At 43.6% G+C, this 22868-nt stretch carries 16 protein-coding genes, 1 pseudogene and 1 riboswitch; of the genes and pseudogenes, 5 read left to right on the top strand and 12 right to left on the bottom strand.

Annotation, left to right across the window (positions count from 1 at the left end; genetic code table 11):
* Positions 1–20: 20 nt before the first annotated feature.
* Entirely contained in the window at positions 21–857 is an 837-nt protein-coding gene (locus J7I80_RS20560) for a P-loop NTPase family protein (RefSeq protein WP_214740878.1), read from the bottom strand.
* Positions 858–979: 122 nt separating this feature from the next.
* The gene (locus J7I80_RS20555; protein ID WP_214740876.1) at positions 980–1438 is read right to left on the bottom strand and encodes a DUF305 domain-containing protein; all 459 of its coding nucleotides are present in this window, start codon (positions 1436–1438) and stop codon (positions 980–982) included.
* Positions 1439–1757: 319 nt separating this feature from the next.
* Between J7I80_RS20555 and J7I80_RS20550 the strand changes: the two genes are divergently transcribed.
* Together J7I80_RS20550 and J7I80_RS20545 are read left to right on the top strand one after the other, a co-directional pair.
* On the top strand, positions 1758–3251 hold the full coding sequence (locus J7I80_RS20550) for a peptide MFS transporter (protein WP_214740873.1): 1494 nt from the start codon (positions 1758–1760) through the stop codon (positions 3249–3251).
* Positions 3252–3366: 115 nt separating this feature from the next.
* Positions 3367–4323, top strand: coding sequence for a calcium/sodium antiporter (locus J7I80_RS20545; RefSeq protein WP_214740871.1), 957 nt, complete (start codon positions 3367–3369; stop codon positions 4321–4323).
* 65 nt (positions 4324–4388) lie between these two features.
* Here J7I80_RS20545 and J7I80_RS20540 read toward each other — a convergent pair whose 3' ends face one another.
* The 6 genes from J7I80_RS20540 to J7I80_RS20520 form a co-directional block, all read right to left on the bottom strand.
* A complete protein-coding gene (locus J7I80_RS20540; protein WP_214740869.1) occupies positions 4389–5366 on the bottom strand; it encodes a GNAT family N-acetyltransferase in 978 nt (325 codons plus the stop codon).
* A gap of 113 nt (positions 5367–5479) precedes the next feature.
* Positions 5480–7009, bottom strand: a complete 1530-nt coding sequence (locus J7I80_RS20535; RefSeq protein ID WP_214740867.1) for an AbgT family transporter — start codon at positions 7007–7009, stop codon at positions 5480–5482.
* Between the two features lie 313 nt (positions 7010–7322).
* Positions 7323–7964 carry a 2OG-Fe(II) oxygenase gene (locus J7I80_RS20530; RefSeq protein ID WP_214740904.1) on the bottom strand — a complete coding sequence of 214 codons (642 nt, stop codon included), beginning with the start codon at positions 7962–7964 and terminating at the stop codon, positions 7323–7325.
* Between the two features lie 358 nt (positions 7965–8322).
* A complete protein-coding gene (locus tag J7I80_RS23575; RefSeq protein WP_285289165.1) occupies positions 8323–8454 on the bottom strand; it encodes a hypothetical protein in 132 nt (43 codons plus the stop codon).
* Between the two features lie 53 nt (positions 8455–8507).
* Positions 8508–9323: an EcsC family protein gene (locus tag J7I80_RS20525; RefSeq protein ID WP_214740865.1), complete on the bottom strand. Its 816-nt coding sequence runs from the start codon at positions 9321–9323 to the stop codon at positions 8508–8510.
* Positions 9324–9383: 60 nt separating this feature from the next.
* Positions 9384–10169, bottom strand: a complete 786-nt coding sequence (locus J7I80_RS20520) for an arylamine N-acetyltransferase family protein (RefSeq protein ID WP_214740863.1) — start codon at positions 10167–10169, stop codon at positions 9384–9386.
* Between the two features lie 448 nt (positions 10170–10617).
* On the opposite strand from J7I80_RS20520, the gene J7I80_RS20515 reads away from it, so the two are divergent.
* Both J7I80_RS20515 and J7I80_RS20510 read left to right on the top strand, forming a co-directional pair.
* Complete coding sequence (locus tag J7I80_RS20515) at positions 10618–16185, top strand: pullulanase (protein WP_214740861.1); 5568 nt, start codon at positions 10618–10620, stop codon at positions 16183–16185.
* A 128-nt stretch (positions 16186–16313) separates the two neighbouring features.
* On the top strand, positions 16314–17108 hold the full coding sequence (locus J7I80_RS20510; RefSeq protein ID WP_214740859.1) for an alpha/beta fold hydrolase: 795 nt from the start codon (positions 16314–16316) through the stop codon (positions 17106–17108).
* A 50-nt stretch (positions 17109–17158) separates the two neighbouring features.
* On the opposite strand, the gene J7I80_RS20505 is transcribed toward J7I80_RS20510, so the two are convergent.
* The 4 genes and pseudogenes from J7I80_RS20505 to J7I80_RS20495 all read right to left on the bottom strand — a co-directional run bounded on the left by J7I80_RS20505 (position 17159) and on the right by J7I80_RS20495 (position 21168).
* Complete coding sequence (locus J7I80_RS20505) at positions 17159–17347, bottom strand: hypothetical protein (RefSeq protein WP_214740857.1); 189 nt, start codon at positions 17345–17347, stop codon at positions 17159–17161.
* A gap of 337 nt (positions 17348–17684) precedes the next feature.
* Positions 17685–18554 carry a methyl-accepting chemotaxis protein gene (locus J7I80_RS23755; RefSeq protein ID WP_483297716.1) on the bottom strand — a complete coding sequence of 290 codons (870 nt, stop codon included), beginning with the start codon at positions 18552–18554 and terminating at the stop codon, positions 17685–17687.
* Positions 18555–18626: 72 nt separating this feature from the next.
* Positions 18627–19421: pseudogene (locus J7I80_RS23750) on the bottom strand (HAMP domain-containing protein); the annotation flags it as partial.
* A 148-nt stretch (positions 19422–19569) separates the two neighbouring features.
* On the bottom strand, positions 19570–21168 hold the full coding sequence (locus tag J7I80_RS20495; protein WP_251027888.1) for an amidohydrolase: 1599 nt from the start codon (positions 21166–21168) through the stop codon (positions 19570–19572).
* Positions 21169–21351: 183 nt separating this feature from the next.
* A riboswitch (Lysine riboswitch) is annotated at positions 21352–21529 on the bottom strand.
* Between the two features lie 134 nt (positions 21530–21663).
* On the opposite strand from J7I80_RS20495, the gene J7I80_RS20490 reads away from it, so the two are divergent.
* A complete protein-coding gene (locus J7I80_RS20490; RefSeq protein ID WP_214740851.1) occupies positions 21664–22569 on the top strand; it encodes a nuclease-related domain-containing protein in 906 nt (301 codons plus the stop codon).
* The last annotated feature ends 299 nt before the right edge of the window (positions 22570–22868 follow it).

The raw sequence follows: 22868 nt of genomic DNA, 5'->3' as shown, positions 1-22868 counted from the left end.
TGAATAAAATTGTAATAGTGTTACCATTTAAGATTTTTCTTTAAATTTTCCCTATGTATACTAAAATCAAATTGTGAATTATTCAGGATGTGCGCAGAAATAGGGAGTTGATTAATAATACTATCCTCGAGTTCCTGCCTTGCTTTTAGGACTTCAATTGTGCCATCCAGCCCACTCAGTTCATTTACCATCCCGTACCCTTGAGACGTGTAATAATGAACAAAACCATTAAACCAGTCATCAGGCCTTTCTGTCACTGCTTTGCGGAACGATTTTCCGATGTCTTCCTGCCTTACATAGACAAGCAAAGGGTTTAGAGCTTTTACGGCTTCAGCCAGCCTGTTTACATATCCAAGGGTCACTTCTGATTCCGCTCCATACTTGACCATGCCCACAGTCACTGGATTTTGGATAAAACAGCACTCAAAAATATAGACTTTTTCTTCCGAAGCTGCTTGTCTTGCAAATTCTTCCCAGCTTTCCGAAATGACTGCGATATTCTCCTCCAGCGGAATTTCATATACATCTTTTTTGGAGATAGCGGCAAAGAATTCGTCCGGAAAACCACTGCCTAGTTCATTTTTAATTTTCATATACGGCAGCAGACGCCGCCCCCTCTTAACGATTACCCAATCCTGAAAAACCCTGCTGAGACTGCCGCTCTCATTAAGAAGATATTCAAACTCTACTTCTGTAAAATAAGCAACACCCTCATAATCTGCTGGATGATCGAGGTTCCCTTCCATATAAAGCTCAGCTGATACTTGATTCTCAGTAAGAATTTCATGAATCAACCCCGCGGTTGTCGACTTTCCCGATCCAGGAAGGCCCTCTACTAAAATTAATTTAGTCTTCATTTCAGTCACTCCTAAAGATATTCAGTACTCACGATAATTCTCCACCACTAGCAAGTTTTCCTTTATGGATAAAAGAAAAGAGACTAATCCAGATATGGACTAGTCTCTTTTGAAAATACCAGTTAGTCTTCCTTCTCTTCAAGATCTTTGATCAGCGTCTTCATTTCGCTGATCTCTTTACGCTGTGCCTTGATAATTTCGTCAGCAAGTTTTCTCACGCGAGGATCCTCGATTTCGGCACGCTCACTTGTCAGGATGGCAATTGAGTGGTGTGGAATCATTGCTTTCATCCATGATGTATCATCAACGGTTGTCTGGCTGCGTACCAGAAACAACGAAACAGCGATCAATAAAGCACTTCCGGCATAAATACCTATATTGACTTTCTTGTTTGTATACATCTTAAGCATGAAAGATAGCATGACAATGGCCATCACACCGCCCATAATCAAAGCCATGTAAAGTCTAGTTTCACTGAAGAATACGTGATCAATACTGTAGGCATTTAAATACATGAGAATGAACATGATAACCGTGGAAGTCAGTACCATCAGTGCAAATCTGCCGTATTTATTCTTCATTGTTTTCCCTCCCTTTCATCAATAAGCCTTATATTCTACGAATACCCTGATGGCTAATAAATATTCATCCCAATTGTTGGTTTGTCATTCTGTAAAAGTGGGTAAATACGGTTTTGTGCGCCATGGGATATTTTTACTAATTTACCTGATTATTTAACAAATTCTTATTAATTTAATAATTTTTAATAAACTTTCTTTTTGTGTGGAAATCACCAAAAACACTTATATATCAACACTTCAGGATATTCCTTCCTAATATTGTTTTTGACAATTCACACATCAAAAAGTATCCTAAAATAGAAAATAGGGAGGGGTAATCATGTCAAACCTTAATAGGCAGAAAATTGTGGATAGTGTTCCTCAATCAGGATTCTTCGGACATCCAAAGGGACTTTTCACACTTTTCTTCACAGAATTCTGGGAACGTTTCTCTTACTATGGAATGAGAGCGATCCTCGTATTCTACATGTATTACGAAGTATCAAAAGGCGGTTTAGGGCTTGATGAAACGTTAGCGCTTTCTATCATGTCCATTTACGGCTCACTCGTTTATATGTCAGGTGTCATCGGCGGATGGCTGGCTGACCGTATATTCGGTACATCAAAAGCTGTATTCTACGGCGGAGTCCTGATTATGTTAGGTCATATCGCACTTGCGATTCCTGGCAGCATCACAATGTTCTTCGTTTCGATGATCCTGATCGTAATCGGAACAGGTCTTTTGAAGCCAAACGTATCCACTGTCGTTGGTGAGATGTACAGCGAAAACGATGCTCGTCGTGACGCTGGTTTCACTATCTTCTATATGGGGATCAACGCAGGTGCGTTCCTTGCGCCGCTAATTGTTGGAGCAGTTTCTGAGGCTTACAACTTCCATTACGGCTTTGCAATTGCCGCAATCGGTATGTTTATTGGACTAGTTGTTTTTGTTCTTACAAAGAAAAAGAATCTTGGTCTTGCTGGTACAGCTGTACCAAACCCGCTTTCTCCTTCTGAAAAGAAGAAAACTTTCACGATTTTTGCTATAGCGGTTGTCGCAATCGGTATTTTAAGTGCTATTTTAATTCCTGCTGGACTTTTAACATTCGAAAGCTTTATTAACCTTGTAACAATCCTAGGTATCTTAATTCCGACTGCATACTTTATCATCATGTATCGCAGCCCTAAAACAACTGAAGTTGAACGTTCACGCGTTCTTGCATATATTCCGCTATTCCTGGCAGCTGTCATGTTTTGGGCAATCCAGGAGCAAGGCTCAACCATCCTTGCAAACTATGCGGACAAGCGTACCCAATTAGAATTCGCTGGAATTTCCATCTCTCCAGCATGGTTCCAGTCACTGAACCCATTATTCATCATTATCTTTGCACCAATCTTTGCTGGGTTCTGGGTGAAGCTTGGCGACCGTCAGCCATCAATTCCTAAGAAGTTCTCATTCTCATTGATGTTTGCCGGCCTTTCATTCCTTGTCATCCTGATTCCTGGATACTTCACAGGTTCAGATGCACTTGTTAGTCCATTATGGCTTGTACTTAGCTACCTGATCGTAGTATTCGGTGAATTGCTGATTTCCCCAGTTGGTCTGTCAGCAACAACAAAATTGGCACCGGCTGCTTTCTCTGCACAAACAATGAGCCTCTGGTTCCTTGCAAGTGCAGCAGCACAAGCTATTAACGCACAGATCGTCAAGTTCTACTCTGCTGAAACAGAGATGGCTTACTTCGGTACAATCGGTGGGGCATCCATCGTGCTGGGTATCATCCTGTTCATCATGTCTCCAAAGATTCAAGGGTATATGAAGGGAATTAAATAATTCTGTTATACAAAAGGCGACTCACTCCGAGTCGTCTTTTTTTGCTGCTGAAATTTTTCTTTGGAGGATTTTTTTGCTATCTTGTAAACAGTAATCTTTTTAGGGAGATGGTAATTTGACATATATCCTTTTAGCCATAGGTTTTGCTTTACTCATAAAAGGTGCTGACTACTTTGTCGACGGGGCATCAAAAATCGCGGCTCTGCTCCGGGTACCTCCATTATTGGTAGGGTTGACAATTGTCGCTTTCGGAACAAGCTCACCGGAAGCAACCGTCAGTATCATTGCCGCAATGGAGGGAAGCAGCGCGGTTTCTCTTGGGAACGTGATTGGAAGCAATATCTTCAATATCACACTGGTTGTCGGCATCACTGCCATGATCAATCCACTTGCAGTTGAAACAACAACCATTCGGAAAGAGATTCCTTTTACGTTGCTGGCGAGCGTTGCGCTGGCAGCAGTTGCCAGTGATATTGCACTCCAGATGGCCAACATTAATTCAATTGGCAGAAGCGAAGGAATCATCCTTCTTCTTTTCTTTCTGATTTTCCTGTATTACATCATTGAGGTTGCCTTGAATAACCGGGAACCAGCATCGGATGTGGCTGCAGTCACCGGCAAAGGAACCTGGGGGAAGAATATATTCATTACTCTTGCTGGCCTCGCCGCGATTATATTTGGCGGTGACCTGGTAGTTGATAATGCGACAGAAATCGCACTTTCCCTTGGAATGAGCGAGACCCTCGTAGGTTTGACGATTGTCGCTGTCGGTACCTCTTTGCCTGAATTAATCACATCGATTACCGCTGCCCTGAAAAAGAAAAGCGAAATCGCTCTCGGTAATATTGTCGGAAGCAATATCTTTAACATCCTTTTCGTCCTGGGGGTATCAGCAACCATCTCGCCACTCGCGGTCAATGATAAAATTTTCACCGATATCGCCCTGATGATTATTCTGACAGCTGTCCTGCTGATATTCTCAAGATCAAAATTCAAGATTTCAAAAGTGGAGGGCGGCATTCTCGCAGCAGTTTATATCGCGTATTTGGTTTATATTATTTTACGGAATTAAAAAAGCGAAAAGGCCTGACTGAATTGGCAGGCCTTTTCCATGTAGTGAAGTATGTATATGGCCACCTAGATACCCACAATTTTGGATAAGTTGGAGTCTTTCCGATAGCGTATCAACGTCAGGTCTTTGTTGATCTCTTTAGCTTCTCCGGTTCGTTTATACCCTATCTTTTCATATAAGTAGCAATTGCGCTCTTCAGTCAGGATGGTATCAAGCTCCCATGCATTTGCTTCCGGGTACATAAGTTCCAGCCGCTTCATAACTTCCTGCGCAATGCCTTTATTATGGTATTTTTCAAGGATATTGATGATATGCAGCTTCATCAATCCAGGAGACTTTTCATAGACATGAACACTGCCCCCAAGCCTGCCTTCAAAAAGGATTTTATAATAATCGCCCCGCTCGAATCTGGCGGAGAATTTCTCCATTGTTTGAGTTACCGGGCTGGTTTCATGATCCTGGTATTTATTATATAAAGGCATGAATACTTCTCTTTGCAGTGCTAAAAGTTCCTCAGCATCCTCTTCTGAAGCTTTTTCCAGGCTGATAGGCGAATTAACGATTTCAAATAACTGATCAAAATAGTTAAACGGAATGAACTCTCCATTTTTAACCATTTCCTTTATCTCGTCTTCACTTGCCCATCTCGCTTCAGCGACTTCCTCTTCCTGAAGTGTCAGCTCTTCAATACCGACATTTTGCCTGACCAGCCAGATATCATCGAAGCCGTGCGAAAATTTCACTGTGAAGATACGCTCCCCTTTTTCTATGTCCAGGTGTATTCCGATCTCTTCCTTCACCTCACGGATGGCCGCCTGCTCACTGTCATCACCCATGATCGCAGAACCCGCTGCTGAACAGTCCCACATATTCGGAAAACCGATTTTCCATGGCTGCCTTCTCTGGATCAGATACTGGCCGTCATCATTCACAATCCAGACATGGACAACGAGGTGATAATTCCCAGCCTCCAACTCCTGCCCTCTTTCATGAATCCGGTCCGTCATATGCCTGTATTGGTCATAAATATTCCATAGTTCCACGGAAGACACCTCCCTCTTCAAATTTGTTCTATTATTATACATTTAACATGAAAAATTTGGCAGTATTTTTTTGTAAAAAAGAACCCAAGCAAAGCGCTCGGGTTCCTTCGAGATTATTTAGGCATATAGATGGAAGACCCTGGACCGATATCGATTCCTGTCAGCATCCAGATGATCAGCATTATTACCCAGCCCACCGTCAGGGCAATTGAATACGGCAGCATCGTTGCAATCAGTGTACCGATTCCAACATTCTTGTCGTACTTTTGCGCAAACGCGATGACGATTGCGAAGTATGGCATCAATGGTGAAATGATATTTGTCGTTGAGTCAGCGATACGGTATACAAGCTGAGTGAACTCAGGTGTGTAACCGATTTGCATCATGATTGGCACGAATACCGGCGCCATGATTGCCCATTTGGCAGATGCGCTGCCGATGAACAGGTTAATGAATCCTGAGATGGCGATGAACGCCAGAATTAAAGGAATTCCATTGAAGCCTGTATTTTCAAGCAGCTCTGCACCGTTTACAGCCAGTACCAAACCAAGGTTCGATTCCTTGAAATAAGCAACGAATTGAGCGGCAACGAATGCCAGAACGATGTATGAACCCATTGTTGCCATAGTGTCTGACAGCTGATCCGCAACGTCCTTATCATCCTTAATTGATTTTGTGATTCTGCCGTATACAAAACCTGGTACGAAGAACAGAATCAAGATGACAGGCACCAGTGAGTGGAAGAATGGAGCATTGATGATGTTCTCTTCCCCGCCGCGAAGTGGTCCCCATTCAGGAATTACAAGCAAGGCAATTCCGATTGATGTGATGATGATTGAAATCAAAGCTCCCCAAAGACCTTTTTTCTCAACAGCAGATAAATAATCAACCTCTTCTTTCACATCACCCTTGAAAGTGCCGAGTCTCGGTTCAACAATTTTATCCGTCACAAAAGTTCCAATAATCGTAATCAAGAAAACTGAAACAATCATGAAATAGTAGTTCATTGCATAGTTGATGTTTTCAGCATATGCCGGATCAAAAATAGCCGCAGCATCCTTCGTCAAACCACCTAAAAGCGGGTCCAATGAAGTCAGCAGCAGGTTTGCGCTGAATCCGCCGGATACACCAGCAAAGGCTGCCGCCAAACCAGCAAGCGGATGTCTTCCTAGACCAGCGAACAGGACAGCTCCAAGTGGTGTCAAGACAACATAACCAGCGTCAGCTGCCATGCTGGACATAACGCCGCCAAAAACAAGCGCAGCAGTCAATAATTGCTTAGGAACAGAAGTAACAAGTCCGCGCAATGCCGCACTGATCAGACCAGTACGTTCCGCAATCCCGATTCCCAGCATCGTAACAAGAACCGTTCCCAGCGGAGCAAAGCCAGTGAAGTTAGTGACGGCACTTTCAAATAGATAGGCGATCCCTTCCTTGCTTAACAAGTTCTTGACTGTTAAAAATTCCCCTTCATTCATAGGGTCTGCCACTTTTACACCCATTGCTGAGAAAACCGCTGACAGCACGATGACCATTACGGAGAAAATAGCAAACAAGGTGACCGGATGAGGCAATTTATTTCCCACACGCTCAATCACATCGAGTGAACGCAAAATAAAACCTTTTTTATTTGTCGTTTCCATGATACACTCCTTCAAATTAATATAAATATTCAGACAAATAGTGCAATAAGACCTTTATCATTATAGAGGGTGTCCTCCATAATTTGAAGCGAAAACCCATTATACGAAATAATAAAATTGTTGGTAAGATTCAGAAGCAGTAGAGAGGCGAAATAGTAGGGACTAGAAAGGCCTTGGACCATATGCTAAACATTTTAGGAGAGGAAAAGGTAGGTGCTTGAGTTGGATTAAGAATACTACATAAAGTCACCCACAAATTTTTAAAGCCTTGCTAAACAAAAAAAGAAGCATGCTCAGCATACTTCTTCATACTCTATTTAACTCTTTTCCTTCTCATCCATTGCGTTGCGGCCCATTTGTCACCGATCACGACTGGCGCTCCGCCATGCAGGGTCAAGTCATTCAAGTCTTGGTTGTCATAGAAATATTCAAAATAAACGGCCATGCCCTTTTGCGGGGATACAGCAAAATTGAGCTTAGGGAAGTAAGTTTCTCCTCCTTGCTCGACATCATTCAAGTACATGACCAATGTGCTGATCCTCGGGTTGCTGACATTTGACGAGAAAAAGTCAAAGTGAGCTTTATACTCCTGGCCGATTTTATAATTCAAGATTTGCAGGCCTTCTCCATGTTCATTCGGAATGCCCATTATTTGCGAAATTCTTTTTTCAACTCGAGCAACAACGTCATTTTCAGCTTCTTCAATAAACGTGCTGCTGCTTGTCCTGAGCTGATCAACTTCCCGGGTATTCCCGATTTTCGAGCGCTGCAGCTTGTCCTTCGACAGCTCCATTAGCTCATCGCACTCCTCGTCACTCAATACATTACCCAAAATGACGATTAACGGTTCTTCCATCCTGGCAATTATGTTGATTTCACGATCGTCGGTTTTGATTTTGTTCCCGATATGATTAAAAATCGTTGGTTCCTTTACAGTTAAATCAACAGCATCCATTATCAACTTTCATCAACCTCTTAATCACAAATTTTTCCAAAAATTAGATTGATATATAAACGAAAGCATCATTCATTCTTTATGTCCCTTGTTTCCTCCTGTAATTCAAAATGGATGACAAAACCGAATCTTAAACTCTATTCAATTTTTCAATTTATTTTACAACGCGGGAAGGTGATTTACTATCATTTTTTACAGGAAAATACTCGAATGTGGTCCTAATTTGGACTAAGGCTCATGAACTGACCAGTGTTTTTTCCGAGCTGCTATATGACGGGTGTCTTTATCGTAAAGTTCTTATCGAAGGTACAAGATACAAAAAAGAGGAAAAACCCGGTTGAAAGGTTTTTCCTCTTTCTCATTTCAAGTCTGAAGAATCATCATAGTCGTAACGGAAGCCGTCAGTCTGATTGGAACTCTGATTGTTTGTTTCTGTTTTTTTCGGGTCTTGCTTTACTTGCTCCACTTGCTGCTTTTTGTCTGGGCTCATATGGAGACCTCCTTATTTGCTTTTCTCCTTATTATCCAAACATTCTTGACTGGCTATTCACTCTTTGGCAGCAAGGTTTCGGCCTGGAGCCTCTCCAAAATCCGGCGCTTCTGATACAGCATTGTCGCGGTTTCGGCAAGACCGCTGACCATCGACCGGTTGGCGAAGGCGCCGAACACTATTCCGGCCACCGGGACCATTTGAAGCAGCTTTTTCCATCCGAAGGATTCTGTATACGTCAAGGTTACCTCGCGCCAGCCCTGAAGTTGGGAGATCACTTCCCTTGATTTATTTTCATTGTTAAAATCGCTCAATTCATTCAATATTGCCTGTTTTCCGACGACATCTGCTGAGGAAAACTGGAGGCACTTGATGATGAAAACCCGCTCTTTCTTGTCTCTTGGGTCGTATCCATGGAGGATGCCAATATCCTGGATTGTTTTTAGCGAGAGGGCCAGCACCGCAGGAATATCAATCGCCAGCGTAAAAATCCCGCCAATCCCCGTACTTGCTCCCTGGATTGTCGCCGCCTTCTTCCGCTGCTCGCCCAGTGCAAGTGATGCCTGCTTCATTTCTTCCACCGGAATGCGTTCCATATCTGCAAGCTGACTGACTCTCCTGCCCGTCTTTTTCTCGAAAAATTGAAATACTGACTTCTCGCTTGTTAAATATTGTCCGCCCGTCTGAATGTAGCTTCCCAGCTCATCAAGCAGGACACCTACCTTTTCCTGGATGAATTTTGGCGTGAACCGATCAAGCATTTTGAATGGCAGACGAGTCAGACGCTCCCAAAACCAGAGCCCCTTCTGGTCCTTCTCCCACTTTTCAATCTGCTCCAGTTCTTTCAATAAGTAGTCCCTTGAGTCCATCGCATTCATCCACCTGTCATTTTTTGATACTATATTAACGGTTTACACTATAGGAAGGTTTCATTTTACTTCGATATTATAGAATTCTTTCGCCAATTCCTTGAAACGCTTAGAGTCTATTTCCTCTTTCTTGGCCCCATCTTCCGTCCAAGAGGTAAAACTGGTTTCCGTCAATACCATGCTCCCATCGGATGTCACTCTTGTCAGCAACGGCTTTTTATTAAATGGAGACTGCGGATGCGTCGTAATGATCTTCTTCATCTCGGATAAATCGCTGATATTCTTTACCGGCTCTCTGGAATCAAAGGCATAGCCGATCTTCCAATCAGAATCCTTATACTTCAGCTTCATTTCCAAAAAGTAATCTCCGAACTCACTGGCCTCTTTTTTCACACGGAACTCACCGCTAGGAGAAATGATTTCAGTACCATTCATAGAGACCGGCCTTAACGGCAAATTTCCGCCAAAACCGGTATCAACCAAGTATCTTCTTCCATTATCATTCAGTAAAATCGCAGCATGCGTCCTTCCCGTCGGACTGAAGCCTTTTAAATCCGGAACATAAACAGACCCACGGATCAACTGGACATCCAGTCCATTCTCTTTTAAAAACAAATAGAGGATCCCATTCAAGTCATAGCAGAGACCGCCTTCATTCCTTTGAATGATTTTCTCCATTAAATGTCCTTTATTCAACTCATTTGAATCCCCCGAAAGGGTACACAGGTTTTCAAAGGGGATTGAAGCTGCGGTCAGTTCAAGAATTTGATCTAAATTTGTTACTGTCACTAGAGTTGAACTAGACAGTCCAATCCTTTTGCGGAATAGCTCGTTAAGATTACTCATTTTCCAAAACCTCTTTCGTTTAACTATCTATCGTAAAGATACATGATTTTACTCAATAAAGCAGACTTTCAAGATAGGTCTTATTATTCATTTTCTATCTCATTTATATATTTATTCCGACATATTTCTTTGCTTTCAAGTAGATTACCAAGAGAATTTCTTATAAACTGACAATCAACAAATACTATAAGCCTATTCTTTTATCAAATCATGTAGTATTTTGGCACTATTTACATGCATTCAGGCTCCTCTCCATTCATTGCTGACCGTGTTAAAGTATTGTAAAATTGAGACGAAAGTTTTTTGCAAGCGCTTGCATTATTTGGGCCTTTTAAAATTTTTTACCGAATTGTGCAAACGGTTTCACTTAGGATTCCATTGTTTAAGAAAGGAGGACTTCTTCTACTATTCTTGCAAGATTAATTCATTTAGGGAGGAAAAGATTCGCATGAGTAAAAGCACAAAACGCAGCTTTTCTATTTTCATGACTGCAATTATGATTCTGAGTTTATGGCTTCCTTTTATACCCGTACAGCAGGCTAATGCGGAAGGAACCACTGTAACCTCAGAAACGACTGATCGCAAAGTGCGCTTTACCTATATTCGTGAAGATCAAAATTTTGGCGAATGGAATATATGGGTCTGGAACACAGGAGTGCAAAATGACCAGATCAATTTTCAAAAATATGATGGTAACAAAGCGATAGCTGATATTGCTGTTGCACCTGCCACCAAAGAAATCGGCTTTGTCCTTCGCAGTACTACTGACTGGAATACTGCTCAAAAGGAATTCGGAGATCGTTTTATCTCAGTTAACCAGAACGATTCCATTACAAAAGCATTCATCACAAGTGGCGTTGAGCAAATTCGCATCGTTCCCGATGGGTCAGCTCCTGTCATCGATAATGGCAATGCTACTTTCTTCTATCGAGATAAAGAACTTTTCGCTTCCGATGCAATGCACACGATTGAAAAAGTAGAATTACAGTTCAATGGCGAAACGATTCCAATGACATACGAGCCAGAGAATGAGAGATTCGCAGCTTCATATGAAAACATTCCAAATGGCACAAATGAATATACTTACCTCGTCACGACGAAAGATGGCGGGACAAATGAAGTAACTGATCCTTACAACACCGTTGATGGCAAGTCAACGATTTCTCACACAAACACTGAGTTAACTGTTTCCGGTTCTGTTCAACCGGATGAGATTGACTACAACGAAAATGCTGTGCTGACAGTTGATGTAGAAGGCCTGACAGATGGCATTGAAGTCAGGAAGATCACAGCCGACGTATCCTCAATTGGCGGATCTAATGCTCTTGAAGTCGACCCAGCGTTAAAAGAAGTAACAATTGCAGTCGACGATAACGTAACTGCAGGAACAAAATCGATTCCACTAACAGTTATTGATTCATTTGGAAATGCACATAATGGCACAGCTACTGTGGATGTAAAAACAAGACAATCCGTCGGTGAAAATGATTTTGACTGGGATGAGTCGATTATCTATTTCATGCTGACAGACAGGTTTTTTGATGGGGATTCCACTAATAATGATCCTTACAATCAGAACTATGAAGAAAAGAATGACCGTGGTACCTACCAGGGCGGTGATTTTAAAGGAATTACCCAGAAACTCGATTACCTGGATAAGCTGGGTGTTAATACCATTTGGATCAGCCCGATCGTGGAGAACATTAAGTACGATGTACGCTCCGATGATGAGCATTCCTATTATGCCTACCATGGCTATTGGGCCAGCAATTTCGGTGGGTTAAACCCTCACTTTGGAACAATGGAAGATTTCCATACCTTGATTGACGCTGCACATGAGCGCGGCATTAAAATCATGGTCGATGTGGTATTGAATCACACGGGGTACGGCTTGAAAGATATTGATGGCACTGCGGAGAATCCGCCAGCTGGCTACCCAACTGACGCGGAGCGCAGCACATTTAGCAGCCTTCTTCGCCAGGGTTCCAATGTTGGCGATGATGAAGTCGTCGGGGAGCTGGCAGATCTTCCTGACTTTAAAACAGAAGATCCAACAGTCCGCCAGACAATCATCGACTGGCAGACAAAATGGATTGAGGAAGCAACAACTAATAACGGCAACACAATCGACTACTTCCGTGTTGACACAGTAAAGCACGTTGAAGATACTACTTGGATGGCATTTAAAAATGCTATTACCGAAAAAATGCCAGAACACAAAATGATTGGCGAGGCCTGGGGTGCAAGCGCAGAGAATCAGCTAGGCTACCTGGAAACAGGCATGATGGACTCCCTGCTTGACTTTGATTTTAAAAATATCGCAAAGAGCTTTGTTAACGGCAGCCTTAATTCAGCAAACAATGCACTGATTGACCGTAACGCAAAAATTGATAACACTGCTACACTTGGACAGTTCCTCGGCAGCCATGATGAAGATGGGTTCTTACATGCTGTAGGGAATGACGAGGGCAAGTTGAAAGTGGCTGCTTCCCTGCAGGCTACAGCTAAGGGCCAGCCAGTTATTTATTACGGTGAAGAACTAGGACAATCAGGAGCAAATAACTATCCACAATACGACAACCGCTATGACCTGACATGGGATCAGGTCGAAGGCAATGATGTCCTTGGACACTATCAAAAGATTTTAAACTTCAGGGGAGAACATTCTGAAGTGTTCGCAAAAGGTGAACGCACGACAATCGCTGGATCAGACACTGATCAGTATCTACTTTTTGCGAGAAATTACGGAAATGAAAACGCATATGTAGGATTGAACATCTCTGATAGCGCAAAAGAAGTGACACTTACTGTTGATGGTGAAAACGCAACGGTAACTGACCACTATTCAAATAACACTTACACTGCCACAGCTGGAAAAGTGACATTAACAATCCCCTCTAAAGCAGATGGCGGTACAGTTCTACTAACGGTTGAAAATGGCGCGATCATTCCTGCTGAAGATGGAAATGATGATGGAAATGGCGACGGAAATGGCGACGGCACTGTCGAACCAATCCCAGCGAACCATATCCGCATCCACTACAAGCGTGACGACAACAACTATCAGAATTATGGTGCATGGCTGTGGAACGATGTGGCCTCCCCTTCTGCCAACTGGCCGACAGGTGCTACCATGTTTGAGAAAACAGACAGCTATGGCGCATACATTGATGTCGAGCTTGCAGACGGCGCAAAGAACATTGGTTTCCTGGTTATGGATGTAACAAAAGGTGATGCAGGTAAAGACGGCGGTGACAAAGGCTTTACGATCACTTCATCTGAAATCAATGAAATTTTTATCAAGCAAGAAGATGACAAGGTTTACACTTTCGAACCAGTCAACCTTCCTGAAAACACTGTCCGCGTCCACTATGTACGTGACAACGCTGACTATGAAAACTTTGGTCTTTGGAACTGGGGCGATGTCGCTGCACCTTCTGAGAACTGGCCAGCAGGAGCTGCTTCCTTCTCTGGCACGGATCGTTATGGTGCGTATGTTGACATTCAACTAAAGGAAAATGCTAAAGAAATTGGCATGATCACTCTCAATAGGACAAATAGTGCGAAGGATGGCGGAGATAAAACTTTCAACCTTCTGGACAGATACAACCACGTTTGGGTCAGACAAGGCGATGATAATGTCTATATCTCTCCATATTGGGAGCAGGCAACCGGCCTTACATCTGCAGAAGTAGTCTCAGAAGATACTATTCTATTAGGCTTCACTATGACAGATGGCTTAACAGCTGATAATTTAAAATCAAAGCTGGAAATCAAAGATGCAGATGGTACAGCAGTTTCAATTGAAAGTGTTGAAATTACAAACGACAACAAAACCGTTAAAGTAAAAGCTTCATTTGATTTAAACAAGCTTCCATTATCCGTAACTTTTGCAGACAGAACAGTTTCTGCAGCTATAAGCTGGAGAATGCTCGATGAAATGTTTGCTTATGATGGTGATGATCTTGGTGCTATTTATAAGGATGGCTCAGCTACATTGAAGCTATGGGCTCCAAAATCAACTAAGGTTGTGGCGAACTTCTTCAATAAAGACAATGCAGCAGAGCAAATTGGCAGCATTGAGTTAACAAAGGGTGAAAAAGGTGTCTGGTCTGCGGACATTGCTCCTGGCGACCTGAATGTATCTGATCTTAAGGGTTATTTTTACCAGTATGAAGTGACAAATGATGGAGTCACAAAGAAGGTTCTTGACCCTTATGCAAAATCGATGGCAGCCTTTACGGTGAATACGAAGGGTGAAGCTGGTCCGGATGGGGATACCGTTGGTAAAGCAGCGATTGTTGACCTGAGCGGAACGAACCCTGAAGATTTCGACCATGCAAAAATCAAAGGCTATGAAAAACGTGAAGACGCTGTGATTTACGAAGTTCACGTACGTGACTTCACGTCTGACCCTACAATCGCAGGTGACCTGAACGCAAGATGGGGTTCTTACAATGCCTTCGTCGACAAGCTGGATTATATTAAAAAGCTTGGCGTAACACACGTTCAATTACTGCCTGTAATGGCGTGGTATTATGGCGATGAAACGAAGATGGGCCAAAGAGAACTTGAATACTCTGCTGGCGGCAACGAGTATAACTGGGGCTATGACCCACACAGCTACTTCTCGCCGGATGGCGCCTATTCAGAAGATGCAACAGATCCTGAATTACGCGTGAAAGAACTGAAAATGATGATTGATGCGATCCATGATGCTGGAATGGGTGTCGTCCTTGACGTTGTGTACACTCATATGGCACAAGCAAGCCAGCTGAATGATATCGTTCCTAACTACTATGCGTTCCAGGACGCACAAGGTAACTTCCTTGGCGGCTTTGGAAACAATCTGGCAACAAGCCATACAATGGCTGAAAAGCTGATGGTAGATTCAGTGAAATACTGGTTCGAAGAATACAAGATCGATGGAATGCGCTTTGATATGATGGGTGACGCTACCTATCCTGCAGTGCAAAATGCATATAATGCAGCAGCTTCTGTTAACCCTGATGCATTGTTCATCGGTGAAGGCTGGAGAACATTCGCTGGCCACATCGCCGAGCCTGATCTAGCTGGCATGGGCGCTGACCAGGATTGGATGGATAAAACCGATGATGTCGGTGTATTCTCTGATGAAATCCGCAATGAATTGAAATCAGGCTTCGGTTCAGAAGGTGAGCCTCGATTCCTGACTGGCGGTGCGCGTGATATCAACACGATTTTCAACAATATCAAAGGCCAGCCTGGCAACACAGCTGACGACGATCCAGGAGACATGGTTCAATACATCGCAGCACACGATAACTTACCGTTATATGATGTTATTGCCCAGTCCATTAAAAAGGATCCGGCAATTCCGGAGAACAATTTTGAAATTCACAAACGCATTCGTCTAGGAAACTCCTTGATCCTGACGTCACAGGGTACTGCTTTCCTTCACGCAGGCCAGGAGTATGGAAGAACGAAGCAATGGAAAGGTGAAGGTGTTCCTGAGCAAAAGTATCATGAATTGACAGATGCACAAGGCCAGCCATTTGGCTACTTCATCCACGATTCATATGATTCATCAGATGCAATCAACATGTTCGACTGGCAAAAGGCAACAAACAAGAAGGAATTCTCAGTCAACACAACAACACAAGCCTACACTCAAGGCTTGATCGAGCTGAGAAAATCAACGAACGCTTTCCGCCTCGGTGAAAAAGAACTCGTTGACCAGAATGTAAGATTGCTTGACCTTCCTGAAATCAAGGATACAGACTTAGTCATAGCGTACGAAAATGTATCAACCGATAAGACTGGCACGTACTATGTATTCGTAAACGCTGATATGACAGCTCGTACCTTGACATTAGAAAATCTTGACTTCTCTAAAGCTAAGGTTCTTGTCGATAACGATGAAGCAGGAAAAACACCTGTTTCCAAGCCAACCGGCTTTAAGCTGTCAAATGGCAAGTTAACTCTTGATCCATTAACAACTGTGGTCATCAAAGTCGACAAAAAGGGCAAAAAGTAACAAATCAACACGGCAGGTACCATCCTTTCCAGATGGTACCTGCCGTTATTTTTGCCTCAATAGTTTACTGAAAAGGCTATCAAGGGTATTATTAATTAACACAACAAAGTACGGCTAAGGAGAATCGGATGCTGGATTACAGATTATATAAAGGTCAAGGCACGGAGTACATCGTGTTGTTGCACGGAATTGGCGGCAGCTCCAATATTTTTTACAAGCAGCTAAAACCTTTTCTTAAAAAATATAATATCGTCGCTATCAACATGCCTGGCCACGGGAAATCGCCTGACATAGATTCCTATAAGGGAAGCTTTTCTTTTGATTCAATTGTCAGAGAGATCCTCACGACACTGGACCACCTCTCGATTCGCAAGGCTCATTTTGTCGGAGTTTCGCTGGGAACGATCATTGTCCATCACCTGCTGCAAACGCAACCCGGACGAGTGAGGTCAGCAGTCCTTGGCGGGGCGATCACAAAATTGAACCTATTTGCAAAATCACTGATCAAATTCGCATGGTTAATTAGGAATTTCATTCCGTTTATGTGGCTGTACCGCATACTGGCCTGGATCCTGATGCCTCGTGGAAATCATAAGAGCTCCAGGAGATTTTTCATCCAGGAAGCCTATAAGATGAAACGGAAAAACTTCCTTGCCTGGTACCCTCTTGCCGGAGATGTCAAAACTACCTATAGCAATGTTCAGGAAAAAAGCAGGAATGTCCCAAAGCTTTATATTTCAGGTGCTGAGGACCATATGTTTGTAAGGGAATTAGCAGAAGACCTTCACGGGGATAAAAGCTCGGAGCTCGTGATCCTGGAGCGGTGCGGGCATGTCTGCAATATTGATAAAGCAGAAGAATTCAATGAGCTGTCCCTAGAATTTATGGACAAGCATCAAGTTAAAAAAGCGAATATCAGTTAATACAAAAAGGGAGCGGGCCAAGTTGGCTTACTCCCTTTTGTTTGTTGTAGTTAGTAATAAAACGGATATCTAGGCGGGCAGCACGGATAAATCGGCGGGTATGGCGGATAAAACGGACGCGGGTAAAATAAAGCGCCACCCAATAATCCACCAGCCAAACCACCTAAAAACGGCAATCCAAAGCCCCAGCCGAAAAACCTCTGATCCTGCGAACGATAAGGATGTCTGTATGCATGCATACGGCTTACCTCCCTCTTCTCTTTTTGTCTTCACTAATTTTATATGCGTTTATCACGGTTTTGGCTTGGGCGAATGCACCTGGGGAGGCAATCGCGAGAATATTAGTGACCTGTTCTCTTTTGAATGATTCAATACGGTTTATTGATGAGCTCTTTTTCCAATATCTCATTTTTCCAGGCGCCAATACGCTCCATTGGTGACCTCTTTTTTTCAAAAACTCAATTTTCTAGCGCCAATACTCTTTATTGGTGACCTCTCTTTCCAATATCTCGTTTTTTCGGACGCCAATACGTCGCAAAAAAAGAAGCATATCAGCGTGATATGCTTCTCCCCTAATTAAACTTTAAACTTCCCGACCATCTCTCTCAGGTTCTCTGCAAGTCGTGCGAGGGATGCGGATGATGCTGCGACTTCTTCCATCGAAGCCAGCTGCTCTTCAGTTGCAGAAGCGATTTCTGCTGTGCTTGCGACGGAGCCGCGGGCGATTTTGGTCACTTCGTCAATTGAGGCGTTCACTTCCATGACACTTGCTGACATCTCTTCTGAAATTGCGGAGACTTCCTGGATTTCCGAACTGACATTCTCAATCGATTTTAAAATCTCGTCAAATGTCTTGCCAGTGTCTTCCACCAACGAAGTTCCCTCGGAAATTTCAGTTGTTCCTTTGTTCATCATTTCAACGACCTGGTGGGTTTCTTTTTGAATAACTTCAATCAAGCCGGAGATTTGGCTTGCTGACTGTCTTGAGAGTTCCGCAAGCTTTCGGACTTCATCCGCGACAACGGCAAATCCTTTTCCATGCTCACCAGCCCTTGCTGCTTCAATGGCTGCATTCAGGGCAAGCAAGTTGGTCTGGTCAGCGATTCCGGTAATGACCTCAATGATCTTTCCTATCTCAGCCGATTTGCGATCCAAATCCTTGATGACGGCATTCGTTTCACTTGTCGTATGATTGATTGTTTTCATTTTCTCAATCACTTTTTCCAAAGATTCATGTCCGAGCATAGCCTGTTTCGTCGTATCCGCTGCGGACTCTGCGACCGTGGATGTTGTGACGGCAACCCTCTGGATTCCTCCCGCCATCTCTCCTACTGCCTTCGCACTTTCTTCCGTATTCTTGCTTTGAAGTTCTGCACCGCCTGCCACTTCCTGGATGGCTGTCGCTACCTGGTTCGTAGCCGAGTTCGTCTGGTCTGCACTAGCCATCATTTCCTCAGCAGATGCCGCAACCTGCTCCGATGTGCTGCTAACCTGATAAATTAAGTTCCGCAAGTTAGCTGCCATTTCATTGAAATCTGCAGCCAACTGGCCAATCTCATCTTTATTTTTCACATTGATTTTCTCGATAGCCAGGTTTCCGTCAGCCATTTGCTTGACCGCGCTTGATACAAGCTGGACAGGCTTAGAAATCATTCTGCTGATATAGGTAGCAATCGCCGTTCCAATGATAAATGCCGCTGCACTGATCACAATGATGAGCAGAGCTACTTTCTGTACTTCCCCAGATAACGTTTCACTCGTCGCATCCAAGGCATCCTGCTGGTACTCAATTGCATCCTCAGCGGCAGAATTCAGGTTGAAGATGAGTGGATTTCCTTCCTTTTGCATCAGCAATCTGACCTTGACCGTTTGTTCATCCCTTATTAAAATAAAGGCCTCTGAAGCTACTACGTAATATGCTGCCTCGGCAGCAATAAGGTTCTCTCCTACCTTTTTCCCCTCGGCGGATTCTGTAATGCTCAAATATTTCTCTGAGTTTTTCTTGAAATCCTCAACAGCGCCCTCAAATTCAATCAGGCTTTCACCATCGCCATTTGCCATATATTTTTGGAGTGCCAGCTGTTCCCTCATGATGGCATCCTTCATCTCGACAATCAGATTAAGCTTTTCCATACGATCATTAATGGAGGTTGAATACTGGCTGTTCATCTTGCCGAATTGTAAGTTGGTGATCACTGCCACCAACGCCAGCAGCGCCAATACAGAGAAGAAGCCAGCAAATAGTTTTTTCCGAACCGTGAACTTTGTATTAAGCTTTACCTGCTTAACCTTGAATCGCTTTTTGATCTTCATCATCCGCTCTCCTTAGCAGCGCAAATTGCACTGTATTCTATCTATTATCTATTTCGGCACAAATTCAGAAGATTTTAGGACTTTAGCCATAAAAACTAAAAAGGACGATTCTTTCTTCCGAATGGAAGTTAGAACCGTCCCCATGCTTTTACGAGAACCTTCGATATTTGATTTCCCCGCCAATTATTGTCATTTCGATATCCAACGATAAAAGCTCATCAGCGTCTTTCATCTCAAATGGATTCTTGGAGTAAACGGTCAGGTCAGCTAATTTCCCCCGAGCGATTGTGCCTTTGAGTGTCTCTTCATTAGTTGGATAAGCTCCTAATTCTGTAAAAAGACGAAATGCATCGACCATCGACAGCTTCTGCTCTGGTACATAACCATCGTGAGTTTCGCCTGGTTTTTTCCGAGTGACTGCAGCATGGATTCCGAGAATAGGATCGACGGGTTCGACTGGGGAATCCGACCCTCCAGCACAAATGACGCCTGCTTCCATCAGTGTTTTCCAGGCATATGAAAGCTTAATCCGCTCTGCGCCAAGACGCTCCTGAACCCATGGGAAATCGCTGGCGATGAAGCGCGGCTGTATATCAGCAATCCGGCTCGGTGATTTCAGGCGAGGAATCAGTTCCTCCCGCAGGACCTGCGCATGGATCAGCCTGTCGCGATACGCTGCTGCAGGAAATTGGTCAAGCACGTCCAGCAAATTTTCGAGGGCTTTGTCGCCAATTGTATGCACCGCGATTGGCATATCCAATTCACGTGCACCACCGACGATTTCGTACATCTGTTCCTGGTCATACATCGCATCGCCGTAATGGCCCGGTGCATCGCTATATGGTTCCGACAACAAAGCGGTCCTTCGTCCAAAGGCCCCATCGGCAAAAATTTTCACCGCCCCGATTTGCAGCGTGTCATTGCCATAGCCTGTGTACATTCCAGCCTCTTTTAGGTTTGGTAAAAATTCATGGTTAATCAAAAGATTGCTGCGCAAGCCGAGCTGCTCTCCATTTAAAAGCTCATTGAATAGATCCCATGTTTTTTCAAGTCCGCCGAGATACAGCGGATCATTTGTATGCACGCTTGTCAGCCCTTTGCTCATCGCAAAATGCATCGTCTGGCGCATCGCTTTTTTCCAGTCATCGTATGAACGCTCTGGGATGTACGTCCTGACCAGATTCGCAGCTGACTCAAGGAACAGGCCGGTCGGCTGTTTCGTGAATTCATCAAGTACGATTGTTCCTCCCTCTGGAACTGCGATTAAGGGATGATAGCCGCTCACTTCGAGCGCCTTGCTATTGACCAGGGTCGCGTGCAGGCAAGTCCTCGTTAAAAATAACGGATTGGCTGGAGCAACATGATCCAGCTCTGCAATCGTCGGAATTCCTCCATCGGTAAAAAGGTTCTCATCCCAGCTGCTGCCGACAATCCATTCGCCAGGCTCAAGCTGACTGGCCCTTGCCTTGATTTTTGCCAGCATCTCATGCCTTGAAGTGACTCCGACAAAATCAAGGTTGATGAAACTATCCGCCATAATGGACAGATGAAGATGACTGTCGATTAAACCCGGCGTAGCCGTCTTCCCTTCCAGGTCAATGATTTGCGCCTGGCCGCCCCACTGCAGCACCATATCCGCGGTAGTTCCCATATCGATAAAACGGCCATTTTCAATGACCACTGCCTGTACAATTGGATTGCGTGAATTGAATGTATAGATCGTTCCATTTTTGTAGATGGTTCTCAAGAAGATTCTCCCCTTTGGTTTTAAAGTGAGACAGATCATGCTTGAAAATAATGAGAAGTGCGCATACGGACGTATGCAAAAGGAGTTTGATAGAAGGGGATAGTGGAAAAGCTCTAACATGCAAAAAAGCAATGATAGAAAATAACCTATCATTGCTTTTTACAATATACGTTATCCTCCATTTCGATCAGTAGTTCTCCATGCACAAAATCAAGCATGACAGTCTGCTCCTTATTCAGGAAACATCCCAGCAGTAACCAGTTTGACCCTGGCCACGCTTCGGCAAACAACCCTTTTATCCACCATCAACGATGTCATACTCCGATGGACTACTCTTGTTATTCGCTCCTCTACCTCACCGATCTGATAAGATCATATGAAATTAGGTTAATACTATCAGAATCTTTTAGTTAAATCAAGATTCTAAAATGTTGGAAAATGTTCACTGTTTTTCGTTTGGTCTTTTTTTAAAATAGAGAAGAAAGGAAGTGGAATATGATAGTAAAAGAAAGAACCAAACCAGAAGAATTACAATTGTTGCAAGCCCTGGAGCCAAGGATGGAACTGGAAGAGAAAGATGCACAGAACCTGCGAACGCTGGAAAAAGGCTATGAAGGTGAAGTGCAATTCGACCATTGGTTTACGAATTACCAAGTTGAGAGTATCATTATCAACGACCTGCTGCTCGAAGTGAATGGCACCCTTTTTCAAATCGACTCATTCGTCATCACGCAGGACCGGCTGCATCTTTTTGAAGTGAAGAATCTTGAAGGGGACTATTATCTGGATGGAGACAAATTTAAGACGGCCGCCGGCAAAGAAATCAAAAACCCCCTCCACCAACTAAGTCGCGCTGAATCACTATTAAAACAACTGCTTAAGGAACTTGGCTTCTACATTCCTCTTGAACCTCACCTCGTGTTCATTAACCCAGAATTCGCCCTTCTGCAGGCACCATTAAAATCACCCATTATTTTGCCAAACCAGATGAATCGCTTTATGAAAAATATGAATAGAGCCTCTTCTAAGCTGAATAACAAACATACCAAATTGGCCGAAGCCCTATTGTCCCTGCATATCAAGAAGTCGCCATACTCAAGAGTGCCGAGTTATGAATTTGGAATGTTGAGGAAGGGGGTTATTTGTGGAGAGTGCGGTGGGTTGATGGAGAGTTACAACCGTTATAATTTCTACTGTATTCATTGTAGTTCTAAGGAAACAATTGATTCTGCCGTCTTGCGTACTATTGTAACCTATCAATTGCTCTTCCCTGACCAAAAGGTGACCACATCAATAATTTACGAATGGGTAAATGGAATCTTCCCCCAAAAAACCATTCGAAGAGTCTTAAAGCACAATTTTCTCGCTCAAGGGGAGGGCAGCTCTACTTTTTATGAGTAGTAAACTTTGAAAAAGGGGAGGATTCCTCCTCTTTTTCTATGCTCTAAAACCTGTTGTGACCGTGCTCTTGAAATTTCCTCTTTCACGGGCACAAGTTCACCCTTCTTGTGGCCGTGCTCTTGCGATTTCCTCTTTCACGGGCACAAGTTCACCCTTCTTGTGACCGTGCTCTTTCGATTTCCTCTTTCACGGGCACAAGTTCACCCTTCTTGTGACCGTGCTCTTCCGATTTCCTCTTTCACGGGCACAAGTTCACCCTTCTTGTGACCGTGCTCTCTCGATTTCCTCTTTCACGGGCA

The sequence above is a fragment of the Bacillus sp. ISL-41 genome (assembly GCF_018613235.1).
Classification (GTDB): domain Bacteria; phylum Bacillota; class Bacilli; order Bacillales; family Cytobacillaceae; genus Mesobacillus.
Note: the sequence above shows the minus strand (reverse complement) of the source record. Positions and strands in the feature narration are given on the sequence as shown.